This window comes from Cryobacterium cryoconiti (genome assembly GCF_004403065.1).
Lineage (GTDB): Bacteria > Actinomycetota > Actinomycetes > Actinomycetales > Microbacteriaceae > Cryobacterium > Cryobacterium cryoconiti.
The window spans coordinates 59,626-72,676 of the sequence record NZ_SOHA01000017.1; the positions used below are offsets into that span (position 1 = coordinate 59,626).

The 13,051-nt window shown below is 69.8% G+C and carries 12 protein-coding genes; 3 read left to right on the forward strand and 9 right to left on the reverse strand.

Translation table 11 applies throughout. The annotated features are described in order from the left end of the window. Positions 1-92: 92 nt before the first annotated feature. On the reverse strand, positions 93-512 hold the full coding sequence (locus tag E3T49_RS06640; RefSeq protein ID WP_134424178.1) for a DUF302 domain-containing protein: 420 nt from the start codon (positions 510-512) through the stop codon (positions 93-95). Between the two features lie 127 nt (positions 513-639). Between E3T49_RS06640 and E3T49_RS06645 the strand changes: the two genes are divergently transcribed. Further along, positions 640-1,665 (forward strand): siderophore-interacting protein, encoded by a 1,026-nt coding sequence (locus E3T49_RS06645; protein ID WP_134424179.1) that lies wholly within the window; start codon positions 640-642, stop codon positions 1,663-1,665. A 33-nt stretch (positions 1,666-1,698) separates the two neighbouring features. On the opposite strand, the gene E3T49_RS06650 is transcribed toward E3T49_RS06645, so the two are convergent. Together E3T49_RS06650 and E3T49_RS06655 are read right to left on the reverse strand one after the other, a co-directional pair. Next, complete coding sequence (locus E3T49_RS06650) at positions 1,699-2,541, reverse strand: SDR family NAD(P)-dependent oxidoreductase (RefSeq protein ID WP_134424180.1); 843 nt, start codon at positions 2,539-2,541, stop codon at positions 1,699-1,701. Between the two features lie 47 nt (positions 2,542-2,588). Further along, the gene (locus tag E3T49_RS06655) at positions 2,589-2,972 is read right to left on the reverse strand and encodes a Fe-S oxidoreductase (RefSeq protein ID WP_134424181.1); all 384 of its coding nucleotides are present in this window, start codon (positions 2,970-2,972) and stop codon (positions 2,589-2,591) included. 332 nt (positions 2,973-3,304) lie between these two features. On the opposite strand from E3T49_RS06655, the gene E3T49_RS06665 reads away from it, so the two are divergent. Further along, positions 3,305-4,744 carry a DUF222 domain-containing protein gene (locus E3T49_RS06665; RefSeq protein WP_134424182.1) on the forward strand — a complete coding sequence of 480 codons (1,440 nt, stop codon included), beginning with the start codon at positions 3,305-3,307 and terminating at the stop codon, positions 4,742-4,744. A 300-nt stretch (positions 4,745-5,044) separates the two neighbouring features. On the opposite strand, the gene E3T49_RS06670 is transcribed toward E3T49_RS06665, so the two are convergent. From E3T49_RS06670 to E3T49_RS16730, 6 genes are all read right to left on the reverse strand, one after another. Then, a complete protein-coding gene (locus E3T49_RS06670; RefSeq protein WP_134424183.1) occupies positions 5,045-6,520 on the reverse strand; it encodes a dihydrolipoyl dehydrogenase family protein in 1,476 nt (491 codons plus the stop codon). 41 nt (positions 6,521-6,561) lie between these two features. Continuing rightward, positions 6,562-7,368, reverse strand: coding sequence for a crotonase/enoyl-CoA hydratase family protein (locus E3T49_RS06675; protein ID WP_241972688.1), 807 nt, complete (start codon positions 7,366-7,368; stop codon positions 6,562-6,564). A gap of 94 nt (positions 7,369-7,462) precedes the next feature. Continuing rightward, entirely contained in the window at positions 7,463-8,296 is an 834-nt protein-coding gene (locus E3T49_RS06680; protein ID WP_134424184.1) for an arginase family protein, read from the reverse strand. Between the two features lie 73 nt (positions 8,297-8,369). After that, on the reverse strand, positions 8,370-9,023 hold the full coding sequence (locus E3T49_RS06685; protein WP_338145418.1) for an NADPH-dependent F420 reductase: 654 nt from the start codon (positions 9,021-9,023) through the stop codon (positions 8,370-8,372). A gap of 66 nt (positions 9,024-9,089) precedes the next feature. Beyond that, positions 9,090-9,821, reverse strand: coding sequence for a PspA/IM30 family protein (locus tag E3T49_RS06690; protein ID WP_134424186.1), 732 nt, complete (start codon positions 9,819-9,821; stop codon positions 9,090-9,092). Between the two features lie 111 nt (positions 9,822-9,932). Then, complete coding sequence (locus E3T49_RS16730; RefSeq protein ID WP_134424187.1) at positions 9,933-12,017, reverse strand: TPM domain-containing protein; 2,085 nt, start codon at positions 12,015-12,017, stop codon at positions 9,933-9,935. Between the two features lie 207 nt (positions 12,018-12,224). Here E3T49_RS16730 and E3T49_RS06700 point away from each other — a divergent pair, with 207 nt between their 5' ends. After that, positions 12,225-12,992, forward strand: coding sequence for a gamma-glutamyl-gamma-aminobutyrate hydrolase family protein (locus E3T49_RS06700; RefSeq protein ID WP_241972689.1), 768 nt, complete (start codon positions 12,225-12,227; stop codon positions 12,990-12,992). Positions 12,993-13,051 lie beyond the last annotated feature (59 nt).

The following is a 13,051-nucleotide window of genomic DNA, read 5'->3' on the forward strand; positions in this document are numbered from 1 at the left end:
GCCCGGCCTCCTCGAGGCCGGGCGTTTCGTGTCGGTGCTCCCCATCGATGAGCAGGGGCGCGGAACGGGCGTGGGTCGAATTCGTTCGGGCGTTACTGCGCGGCGCCGGCGAGCACGGCGGCGAGGGCCGCGTGCAGCCGGGCATCCGCTTCGATGGCGACCTGCTTGATCTCCGGCTTGCTACTGAGCTGCGCCATGATGGCCGGATCGAGGGCCTCCACGGTGGTCTCGCCGGACTCGGCGTGGCGCCGCACCACCACGTTGCACGGCAGCAGGGCGCCGATTCCCGGGTCGGCCATCACGGCCCGCTGGGCCAATGCCGGGTTGCAGGCGCCGAGAATCAGGTAGTCGCCGACCGCGTCCGCGGCCTCCGGGCCGAGCTTGGCCCCGAAGGTGGACTGCAGGTTGATCTCGGTCAAGACCCCGAAGCCCTGGTCGAGCAGGGCCTCCCGGGTCATTCGCACCGCTTCCTCGAACGAGACGTTGACCGTGACGGTGTGTGCGTAACTCATGGTGATCCTCCACTCGATGGTTCACTCGGGACGGCGATACGTCCCGTTCCCATCATCCTCGCCAGTGCGATGCCGGGCGACCGGTTCCCGCTGGATTCGGTTAGGTAAGGCCTGCCATACTTAGGGCATGCTTACCTCGACGGATGCGCCCCCCGCCACCCGCTCCCGCGCGAGCTACCGTCCGTTCGCGGTCGAGGTCGCGAAGGTGCTCCGGGTGTCCACCTCGTTCACCCGGGTCACGTTCACGGGCCCCGAGCTGCACCGGTTCGGTACGGCGGGGCTGGACCAGCGCATCAAGCTTGTGCTGCCTCTGGCCGATTCCGGGCTGACGCATTTCCCGGACGATCACTCCTGGTACGACCGCTGGCGTCTGCTGCCCGACGAGCACCGCAACCCGCTGCGCACCTACACGGTGAGCCAGGCACGCCCGCACCTGCGGGAGGTCGACGTGGACTTCGTGAACCACGTGCACGTGCACGTGCACGGGTCCGGCGAGGGGGTCGGTGTCGAAGACGATGAAGCCTCTCAGGCCGGCGGCCCCGCCGCGCGCTGGTTGGCCGCGGCAACCGTGGGCGACCGGGTCGCTATCGTCGGCCCGGATGCCGACGGTGAGAACCCGCGCGTCGGCATCGAGTGGCAGCCCGGCACGGCACGCACGCTGCTGCTCGCGGGCGACGAAACCGCTGCCCCTGCGATCTGCGCCATTCTCTCCGCACTGCCCCGCGATGCGCGTGGAGCGGTGTTCATCGAGGTGCCCTGCGCCGACGACAAGCTGGGTACGGATGCCCCGGCTGGCGTGAGCGTGACGTGGCTGGCCCGCTCCGGTGCGCGCGGTGCGCTCCTCGAGCCGGCGGTGCGCGACTGGGTGAGCGACTGCCGGGCCACGCAGCAGGCCTCGCAGCCGTCTGCTCCGCGGGCGGTGCAGACGGCCCCGGGGGAGTCCCGCGCGGACGACGCCGCGTCCGGGCCGGAGGGCGGCATCCTCTGGGAAGTCCCGGAGGAATGCCCGACCGACGGGCTCTACGCCTGGCTGGCCGGTGAGGCTGGGGTGATCAAGCGCCTGCGACGCTTCCTGGTCACGGAGTCGGGCGTCGACCGCCGCCAGGTTGCCTTCATGGGGTACTGGCGCGACGGGAAGTCCGAGCCCAACTAGGCGCGGACGCGCTCGCGCTCGGGCGCGCCTCGGCTAGGAGGGAAGAGGGGCGGAGTGCCCGGCGACGAGCGCCGAACTCTGGTCCCAGAGGGCGGCCGCCAGCTGGGGATCGTAGGCCTGCTTGTTGGCCTTCTGGATGCGACGCTTCTCGTAGTACTCGCCGGACACCCAATCGGTGCCCGGCTTCGCGGTCGCCAGCCAGACCAGGGTGTCGGCACCCTGCTCGGGGCCGAGAAGCAGCCGCTTCAGGGGAGTCTGGTAGATCAGGCGCATGAGGGTCGTCGATCCGGTGGAGAAGCTGGTTGCCACCACGCCCGGGTGGAAGGCCGCCGTGTCGATTCCCTGGTCGTGGTAGCGGTGGTGGAGCTCCCTGGTGAAGAGGATGTTCGCGAGCTTGGCGTCGCCGTAGGCCTTGTTCGCGGAGTACTTCGTCTCGGCCTGCAGGTCGTCCGGGTCGATCTTGCCGAAGAGCAGATTGGCGGCGGAGGACGTGTTGATCACGCGGGCGCGGCTGGCGACGAGTCGATCCATGAGCAGGGTGGTGAGCAGGAACGGGGCGAGGTGGTTGACCTGGAAAGTCTTCTCGTGGCCGTCCACGGTGGTCGCGCGGTCGCCCATGATGCCGCCCGCATTGTTGGCGAGCACGTCGATGCGCGGGTAGCGTTCCTGCAGTTCGGCCGCAAGGGTGCGCACCTGGTCGAGGTCGGCGAAGTCGGCAACGAGGAAGTCGGCGCCCAGCGCCTCTGCAGCCGCGGCCGTCTTGGACGGCGAGCGGCCGACCAGTACGACACGGTCGCCCGACCGGCTGAGGGCCCGCGCGGCGGCGGCGCCGATCCCGTCGCTGGCACCCGTGATCACGATGGTGCGTTCGGTCATTTTTTGTCCCCCTGGGTCACTGGGCAGAGCTGTTGCTCGGCACGCTGTTACTTGACATAGCCGCCTTTTTCCAGGCCGGCTTCGATCTCGAAGCGGTTGCGCAGCGGATTGCGGCCGGCCATCAGGTAGAGCAGCGGAAAAACCATGCCGAAGCGCTGCCACTGGCGTTTGTGCACAGCCTCATGCTCGAGGATGGCCATCGACACATTCTGGTTGGTCAGGTAGCAACCACCCACGCAGGATCCACCGCGACCGAAAGCCCAGGTGGGCATCCCGCGGAAGACGACGAGCCCGGCCCGGCGCTCGACCTTGCCCGTGCTCCAGATGGATCCCCAGATCAGACCGACCGTCGTGGCGTAGAGATAGCCCGCCCGGCTGATGGGGGAATCGAAGAGGATGCGGCGCACTCCTCCAGCGTAGGTGGCGCCCACGACAGAAAGCTGAGTTTCGCATGATCGCCGCCGTGGCGTCCCGTCCTGCCTTCGATTCCACCCCCGGTGGTCGAGCCTGTCGAGACCCGGCGAGCCGTCCCGCTCCCGGTGGTCGAGCCTGTCGAGACCCGGCGAGCCGTCCCGCTCCCGGTGGTCGAGCCTGTCGAGACCCGGCGAGNGTCGAGACCCGGCGAGCCGTCCCGCTCCCGGTGGTCGAGCCTGTCGAGACCCGGCGAGACAACCCGTAACTGCTTAGTACACAACTTCGATTATCATACGTAAATACGTGACAAACTCTCGACTACGCGTACTAACTCTGCTATCCTCGAACCATGACCACCACCGCAGACGACCTCAGAACGGCAACGGATGCCGTCGCCCGCCTGGGCTCGTCCTGCGCCGACTACGAGGCCCTCGCCGACGCCGAAGTGCTGGCCGGTCAGAAGCAGATCGCGGCCGCCCGGCGCCTCTTGGATACCCGCTCGGCGTGGATGGCGGCAACCATTGCCCATCGCTCCCGGCCCGAGCTTGGCCACTCCGGTCTCGCCGCCCAGCAGGGCTTTCTCTCGCCCGAGGCGCTGATCCAGACCGTGACCGGGTCGACCAAGAACGACGCGTTCAAGCTCGTCGCCGTCGGCACGATGATGGCCGACGCCGAGGCGGCGGAGAAACTGGTCGAGGCGGCCCTGGAGTCGCCCGACGCGGATCCCGGTCACGTCGCCGCTTTCGAGGCGAAGGTGCCCTGGCAGGCGCCGATCGCCCGGGCCGTCACCGCCGGCGCTCTCTCGGTCGATGCGGCCGAGTCGATCCGTTCCGGTCTGGGGCAGATCGACGCCGCGGTCACTGCGGAGAAACTCGGCACCGCCCTCGAGTCGCTCCTCGTTGAGGCCGCGTCACTGAACGCAGATCAGGTCTTCAAACTCGCCCGCCGCTTCCGTGACCAGCTCGACGAGGCGGGTATTGCCGCCCGGGAGAAGCAGGCCCACGACGACCGATTCCTGCGGGTCTACCGGCTCGGCAACGGCAAGGTGCGCCTGCACGGCCTCTTCGCCCCCGAAGACGGCGAGTTCGTCCTTTCCGTGTTTGACTCCGTGACCAGCCCTCGCCGTGGCGGGGTGCGTTTCGTCGACAAGGACAAGGCCGCCTGGGCGAAACGGGTGCAGGACGACCCCCGCAGCACCGAGCAGATCGCCGCTGACGCCCTCGTGCAGTTGCTGAAGATCGCCGGGGAGGCCGACCAGGGACGCGTCTTCGGCGGCCGCCGCCCTTCGGTGCGGGTGATCGTCACCGAGAAGGCCGTGAAGCCGGGCCAGCCGGGCGCCGCCGCTCGCGAAGGCGCCGCCCATGGTCAGATCGAGGGCAACGCCGTGCCGATCTCGCAGGAGACCATCGACCGGCTGCTCTGCGACACCGGAACCCGCGACATCCAGATCGACGACACCGGCCAGATCATCAACGTCGGACGTGACGAACGCCTCTTCACCGAAGCGCAGCGCGCCGCGATGGGGGTCCGCGATGGGGGCTGCCGGTGGGTCGATTGCGATCGATCACCCGCGTGGACAGAAGCCCATCACATCAACGAATGGTTGAAAGACAACGGGTACACCGACCTTGCCGACGGAATACTCCTCTGCCACCCGCACCACCTGCTCCTTCACAACCAGCACTGGAGCATCATCCGCACTGGCAATGACTATTGGCTCAAACCACCCGTGGACGTCGACCCGGAGCAGACCCTGATCGCACTGCCGAGCAAACGGGCCACTCTGTAGTCGTGGCCCCGGGTCTCGACAGGCTCGACCACCGTCGCGGGAGCCTCTGGAGGGTGGGTTGCCGGGTCTCGACAGGCTCGACCACCGTCGTGGGAGCCTCTGGCGGGTGGGTTGCCGGGTCTCGACAGGCTCGACCACCGTCGGGGGAGCCTCTGGCGGGTGGGTTGCCGGGTCTCGACAGGCTCGACCACCGGGGAGGGAAACCTTGGGCGGGTGGGTTGCCGGGTCTCGACAGGCTCGACCACCGTCGTGGGAGCCTCTGGAGGGTGGGTCGCCGGGTCTCGTCGGGCTCGGCCGCCGTCAGGAGGGGCGACCGTATTCCTCGAGCAGGCGCAGCCACACCTCGCTCAGGGTGGGGTAGCTCGGCACCGCATGCCACAACCGGCGGATCGGCACCTCGCCGACCACGGCGATGGTTGCCGAGTGCAGCAGCTCCGCGACATCCGGCCCCACGAAGGTGACACCGAGCAGAACCTCCCGGTCGAGGTCCACGATCGCCCGCGCCGACCCGGTGTAGCCGTCAGCGTGAACGGATGCCCCAGCCACCCAGCCCAGGTTGTAGTCCAGCACCCGAATGCGGAACCCTGCCTTCTCGGCAGCAGCCTGCGTCAGCCCCACCGACGCGACTTCGGGGTCGGTGAAGGTGACCTGCGGAACGGCGGCATGATCCGCCGTGGCGACGTGGGTACCCCACGGCTTGTCGCCGACGGGCGTGCCCGCGGCCCGGGCCGCAATCACATCTCCGGCCGCACGGGCCTGGTACTTGCCCTGATGCGTGAGAAGCGCCCGGTGGTTCACGTCGCCGGTGGCGTACAGCCAGTCCCCGGCCAGTTCCGGCGCAGTACCCCGCACGAGCAGGGTGTCGTCGACCTCGAGCCAATCGCCCGGGGTGAGACCCACGGTCTCGAGCCCGAGGTCCGTGGTGCGTGGCACCCGCCCGGTCGCCACCAGCACCTCGGTCGCGGTGACCCGGGTTCCGTTGGAGAGGGTGAGGGTCACATCGTCGTCGTCGCCACGGGACGCTCCGGTGGTCGACACCCCCGTCAGCACGGTGACGCCGGCCTCTCGCAGGGCCGCGGTGACGAGTTCGCCGGCGAACGGCTCCTGCCCGCCCAGCAACCCGCTGCGCACGATCATGGTGACCTCGGCGCCCAGCCCGGCGTAGGCGGTTGCCATCTCGGCCGCGACCACGCCGCCGCCGATGACGGCGAGGCTGTCGGGGATACCCGGGGCGCTGGTGGCCTCGCGGCTGGTCCACGGCGACACGGACGCCAGGCCGGGAATATCGGGCAACAGTGCTGCCGACCCGGTGCTGACAACCACCGCGTGCTCAGCCGACAGCACGGTCCTGCTGCCGTCGGCGGCGGTCACGGTGACCTGCCGTACGCCGCTGAGACGGGCGTGGCCGCGCACCAGGTCGATCCCGGCCTTCTCCAGCCAGCGCACCTGGCCCTCGTCGGACCAGTTGCTCGTGAACGCGTCGCGGCGGCGCAGCACGGCGGCGACGTCCAGATCGCCGGTGAGCGCCTCGGCTGCCCCTCCCACCCGCCGGGCGGCCGCCAGAACCGCGCCGCTCCGCAACAGGGCCTTCGAGGGCATGCAGGCCCAGTACGAGCACTCGCCGCCGACCAGGTCGGCCTCGACGATCACGGTGCGCAGTCCTGCCTGCGCCGTGCGGTCGGCGACGTTCTCACCCACGGCTCCGGCTCCGATCACGATCACGTCGACGTTCAACGCGGCAGGGTTCGGCGTGGTGGTGCTGGCGGCGGCGGGCATCCGTTTCTCCTTGGATCAGTGCTGGCGGTGGGGATACAGACTCAACGGCCGACGAACGTCGCCGGCTGGCGACTCACGAAGGCTTCCATACCGATGCGGGAGTCTTCGGTCACGGCGAGGCGGGCCAGGGCAGGCTGCAGCCCGGCCTCCGCTGCCGCGGCACCCTCCCGAACGGCCGTGCGGGCGCTGGCGAGCGTCGCCTGCACGGCCAGCGGGGCCTGGGCGGCGATCCGTTCGGCCAGTTCGAGCGCCCGGTCGAACTGGGTGCCGTCCGGCACCACCTCCTGGACAAGCCCGATCCGATGGGCCTCGCGGGCGTCGAACATGTCACCGGTGAGCATCCACCGCATGGCGTTGCCCCAGCCGGCCGTGCGCGGGAATCGGAGGGTTGCGCCGCCGAACGGCAGGATGCCGCGTGCCACCTCGATCTGGCCGAACCGGGTGGATTCGGCCGCCACGGACACGTCGCTGGCCAGCATGAGCTCGATGCCGAGAGTGAGGCAGGTGCCCTGCACGGCCATCACGACGGGCTTGGACACGCTCTGTCCCTCCACCTGCCAGGGATGGATGCCGCCTTCCGGAACCATGTCCAGGCCGTCGGGGCCGAGACGCGGGCCGATGTCCGCCAGGTCGAGGCCGGCCGTGAAATGATCGCCGACCGCGTAGACGAGGCCGACGCGCAGCTCAGGGTCACGGTCGAGTTCACCGTAGGCAAGCGCCAGCTGCTGCAGCAGCGCCAGATCGGCCGCGTTGCGCTTCTCCGGGCGGTTGAACCCGATCAGCAGCACATGCCCGCGCCTCTCGGTGATGATCCTCGACGAATCGGAAACAGAGTGCTGCTCGTTCACGGATGCCTCCTTTGGCCTCGTGACGCTGGCGCGTCGGTCCCATGCTATGGCCGAGCGGGGCAGCCTCCCGACCAGCACTTTCGTGTCGCGGAACTCAGCGGGTGAGGGCGCCGATGATGCGCAGGATGCTCGGCAGATCGTCAGTGGCCGCGTCCGGTGAAGCCGGGGCGAAACCGGCGATGGTGGCGCCGGCCATTTCGAATTCGGCACGCAGCGCGGTGATCAACCGGTTCAGGGCCTCGACGCTCAGCCCGAACGGGTAGAGGTCGGCCAGACCGGTCAGCATCGACGGGTCCAGCACGTCCAGGTCGATGTGCAGGTAGAACGTGCTCGCACCGGTCGCGCGCAGCGCGGCGACAAGTGCGTCGGGGGAGTCCAGCCGGTCCGCCGGGAGGCTCACGATCCCGCGATCCCGGATCAGGGTGTCCTCGGCCTGGTCGAGGTCGCGCACACCGCCGATCACGACCCGCTCCAGAGGCACGCGCCCGTCCGCCCCAAGGGTCAGCCCCTCAGCGCCCTCGCCGGCGATCGCCCGCAGCACCATGCCGTTGAAGCCGCCCGAGGATGACGAGTCGGGGGTGTGCAGGGCGGCGTGGGCGTCCAACCAGACCACGGCCAGATCGTTCGGATGCTGCCGCGATGCGTGCTCGACGGCCGCCAGGGAGACCCCGTTGTCGCCGCCGATCGTGAGCACGGGCCCGTCCCCGCCGCGCAGGGCGGTTGCGAGGCGTTCGCGCACCATGACCAGGGTGGAGAAGCGGTCGATGCCGGTGTCCAGAGCGTCGCCGGCCTCGGCCGGCACGAGGACTTCACGGGTGACGGACGAGGGAAGATCGCCTCGGATCGCCTCCGCCCCATCGATCAGGCGCATCGCGCGCGGAGAAACCGAACCCTGCCATTGCGGCACGACAACGAAGGTGGGAGCCATACTTCAGTATGCTCCCTGGGCCTCCCCGCGTGCGGAATTTCTGTGGTGGCCGGGGCCGGTTTCTCCGGTGGCGCTACTGGTCGCGGTAGCGGACGGCCGCAGTCGTGGCTTCCTGGAGTTCCGCCGCGTTCAGACGGGGACCGTAGCCGGGAGTGTCGCGCTGAATACGCCAGCCCTCGCTGAGCGCCCCGACGTTGACGGTGTCGTACCCGATACTGTCGAGCAGCGCCGTCACGGCGGTGGCCGCGGGGGCGTCATCGCTGGCGATGACCAGGGCGCGCCGGTTGGGCGATCCGGCCGGGAGGCCGTGCTCGGTGAGGTCCGCGGCGTAGATGTGGTTGAACGCCTTCACGATGGTGGACTCCGGCAGGCGGTCGCGCAGCAACTCGGCGGTTGTGGTGCTCTCCGTGTCGAGGGCGGCGATGTCTCCGTCGCGCTCCGGGTAGTAGTTGTTCGTGTCGATGACGACCTTGCCGGCCAGTTCGGCCGTCGGCAGGGTGTGGATCTGGTTCAGGGGGATGGTCACAACCACGAGATCGCCGGCCGTCGCGGCCTCGGCGGGGGTCGCCGCCCGGGCGCGCGGACCGAGTTCTCCGATCAGGGTGCTGAGTGTTTCGGGGCCGCGCGAATTGCTCAGCACCACGTCGTATCCGTTGGCCACGCCGAGTCGTGCGAGCTGGCTGCCGATGTTGCCGGCGCCGATGATTCCAAGAGTTGTCATACCCAGGTCAACGAAGGGCGTCGACGGGATGTTCCCGTCGACGCCCGATTGCGCTGGCAGCGGAGCCGACGGCTACTGCGTGATGGAGCTGGTTCCACCGGACTTGAGCGCGGCCAGGCGGGCATCGACCTCGGTGAGCTCGCCGAGGTCTTCGAGGCTCTCGAACTGGGCGTCCAGGCTCGAGGCAGCCAGTTCGCTGGCTCCCCGCACGCGGGCCTCCTCGCGGCGGATCTTGTCTTCGAAGCGGCTGACCTCGCTGGTCGGATCCATGATGTCGATGCTCTTGACGGCATCCATCACCTTGGTCTGGGCCTCGGCGGTCTTCGACCGCGCGATCAGCTCGTTGCGCTTGGAGGCCAGCTGGTTCAGCTTCTCCTTCATCTTGTTGAGGCCGTCCTTGAGCTGAGCCACGACGGCCGTCTGCGAGGCGATCTGCGGCTCGGCCTGCTTCGCTTCCTTCTCGGACTGCATCTGGCGGCCGAGGGCCACCTTGGCGAGGTTGTCGAAACGGTCGGCGTCGACCGCGTTGCCGGCGGTGCGCAGCTGGTCGGCTTTGCGGCTCGCAGACAGGGCCTTGCCACCCCATTCGGTTGCGGCCTCCACATCTTCGCGGTAGTCGTCCTCGAGCAGGCGCAGGTTGCCGATCGTCTCGGCAATGGCGCTCTCCGCGTCGGCGATGCTGTTGGTGTAGTCGCGCACCATCTGGTCGAGCATCTTCTTCGGGTCTTCCGCGGAGTCCAGAAGGGAGTTGATGTTCGCTTTCGCCAACTGGGAGATACGGCCAAAGATGGACTGTTTCGTCATTGTGCGGTGTCCTTTCGAGTTCCGGAGCATCTGATGCCTCCATTGTGTCGGTTTGTGCTGGTCAAGACCTCGGTGGGAGTGGCGAGGCGACGGATGCGGCGGCTCCGGGTTCTAGAACCGCCCGCCCCCGCCGCGACGCGAGCGGGATCCGGATCCGCCGAATCCGCCGGGTATGCCGAAGCCGCCTCCGCCTCCGCGGCGACCGCCGCCGCCGCCGCCGAACATTCCGCCGCCTCCGCGGCGACCGCCGCCGCCTCCGCCGCCACTGAGCAGCGTGTTGATCAGGATGCCGCCGATCATGGCGCCCATGACTCCGCTGCCGCTACTGCCGCCCGTGCCGCCGAAGCCGCCCGGAACCTGCCCGGCGAATCCGTCGACGTCGTTCCGGGCGCGGGAGATGGCGGCGGCGGCCAGGGAGTTGGCCCGCTGCGAGGCGGCGAGGGCGGCATCCGGGTCGGTGGCGGCCAGCGAATCGGCCTCCGAGAGAGCGCGGCCGGCTTCGGCGAGCCGGGTGCGCGCCTCCGCGCCGACCGCGCCGCGGCGGGCGGTGATGTAGTCCTCGGCGGCGGAGACCTGGCCACGCGCTGCCTGCAGATTCTGGTTGAGCAGGGCCTGGGCGCGCTGCCGGCGCCCTTCGGCGTCGCGCACACCCTGCAGCGCGGCATCCATCTGCGTGTTGGTTGCCTCGAGCACCTGCATCAGTTCGAGCGGGTTGATCCGGCCGGCTGCGGACCGGTCGCGCACCTCGGCAAGGGTCTGCTCGGTGCGGCTGATCACGCCGGGCAGCGCGGCGGCCGCCTCGGACGTGGGCGGCAGGCTGCGCGCGGTCACCAGGTCCGCCTGCAACTCCGCGACCGTGGCGGCCACGGACTGCGTCGCCGTCGTGAGGTCCTGCCCCAGCCGGTCCACGGCGTCCAGCAGCAGCCTGGCCTGGTCGACCGATTCCTCCGCCGCACGGATGTCCACGGCCGCGGCGGCCGTGTCGCCGGCACCCAGCCGGGTGGCGGCGCGGGCCAGGGCGGTATCGGCGAAGGCGAGCCGCTCCCGCGCCTCGGCGGGGTTGTCGGCGACCGTGCCGAGCGCCGCGTCGGTGTAGCGGGCTGCCAGCGCGGCCAGAACCTCCTCGCCGGCACCCAGCCGGTTGCGCACGGCGGTGGCCTCGCCGGTGATCGCGGCGGCCGCCACGGGGGCGTTCTTCTCCAGCTGGCGCAGCTCGTCGAAGTCGTCGGCCTGGTCGTCGAGGATGCCGTTGGCCTGACTGCACAGATCGATGATCGCCGCGTACCAGGCCCGGGCCTGCTCCTCGGAATCGGGTTCGGCGTCGTCGAGTTTCTGCTGCAGGGTGAACGCCTGGCTGAGGCGCGCCTTCGCCGTGTCGAGGGCAGCCTGGAAGGCGGTCGTGACCTCCGTGCCGTACTGCGCGATCGCGAAGCCGAGTTCCTGCTCACTCGAGCGGATGGCGTCGTCGGTCTGCACGAGCGTGCTCGAGGCGCGCCGCTTGAGCTCGGGGGTGGGCAGGGCCTGCAGCCCGGTCGGTGCGGTGGCGCCGGCGGGCAGGGCCTTCCTTCGACCGCGGCGGGCGAGCAGGATGACCGCCCCCACGGCCAGGAGCACGAGAACCGCGATGACGATGAAGATCACGATCAGCACCCCGCCCCCGCTGCCGGGGCTCTCGTCTCCGGGAGTGATCTCGCCAGTCGTGACCGATTCACCCTGGAGGGCCGCGGAGAGACCCGCGGCGGCGCCGACGGCGGCGCCGGCCCAGTCGTTCTGGCGCAGGGCCGGCTCGATGGCGACGGTTTCGATCTCCTGGAGTTGGGCATCCGTCAGGGCGAAGCCGGGAGCCACCGACAGCTGGTATTCGCGGTCTTCCGTGGCCACGGCCAGCAGAACGTCGTTGGTGCCCAGGCCGTTGCTGTCGGCGGTCTGGTCTGCCCACTGCTCCCGGTCCGCGACCCCGGTGAAACTGTCGACATAGGCCACGAAGAGGTCGGCGCCCGTGTCGGCGTACAGCGCGTCGAGAGCCGACGTGATCTCATCCGTGCGGCCGCTGACGGCATCGACGGTGTCGAGGATGTGGCTCGCCCCGAACTCGACCGGGTCTTCGGCCCAGGCGGCAGGGGGCGCCGAGACGAGGGGTGCCGAAACCAGCACGACCGCCGCAACTGCGACCGGAATCAACCACCGTGACCGCATGGACACCCCATTCTCACCAACATCGATACTTCGGCGTTCCTTGGTCGAGCATAGAACGGCGGCGCAGGCCCGTCCACCGGGGACGGCCGCGGATGCCCGGCAGCGGCACTGTTGCCCACTGTTACGGCGGTGCTGGCGGTGGCTCTCGTTGATGCCCAGACTGGTCCCACATCCCGTTCACCACCGCCCGACCTCCGGAGGCCGACCATGACCCGTTCGTTCTCCATGACTCCGCGGCTCGCGGTCGTCGAGGTCACCCGGCACCGCCCGGACCGACCGGCCTACCACGCGAAGGTGCAGCTGCTCAACGCGTCGGCGGCCGATGCCGGCACGAACGGCGGCTGGTCGGTCTCACGTCTGGCGGCTGCCGACCTCTCCCCGGCCGAGCTGCTGGCGGCGACGGATGACTGCGACGCCATCGTGATCATGGGCGGCGAGGATGTGACGCCCCGGTTCTACGGCGGCGGCACCGGCTATGAGGGTGAGACGCGCCACTTCGAGGTGGCCGACGCCGGCCAGATCGCCCTCGTGCGGCGGGCCCTCGAACGCGGCACCCCGCTGCTCGGCATCTGCCGCGGGCTGCAGATCATCAACGTCGCTCTCGGCGGCACCATCGTGCAGCACATCGAGGACGGCATCCACCGCAACGTGGGCGTGCCCATCGAGCAGGTCCTGCGCGAGCATCCGGTTCAGCTTCTGCCCGGCAGCACCCTGATCGACAGCCTCGGCCAGGCCGGCATCCTGGTGCAGAGCGCCCACCACCAGAGCGTCGACCGGCTCGGCGCCGGGCTGGTCCCCGCCGGTGTCGCCCCTGACGGCCTGGTCGAGGCGATCGAGCACGAGTCCGCGCCGATCACGGGCGTTCAGTGGCACCCCGAGGCGCCGGATTCACCCGCCGAGCAACTGCCCCTCCTGCTGGCTGCCCTGCAGTCCCAGCTCGCCGAGGCACGCGTCGACGAGCGCCTCGCCGCCTGACCGCCCTCGACACCCATCCGCTTCGCCCCGAACCGACAGCATCGGTGGGTGCGCCGGCC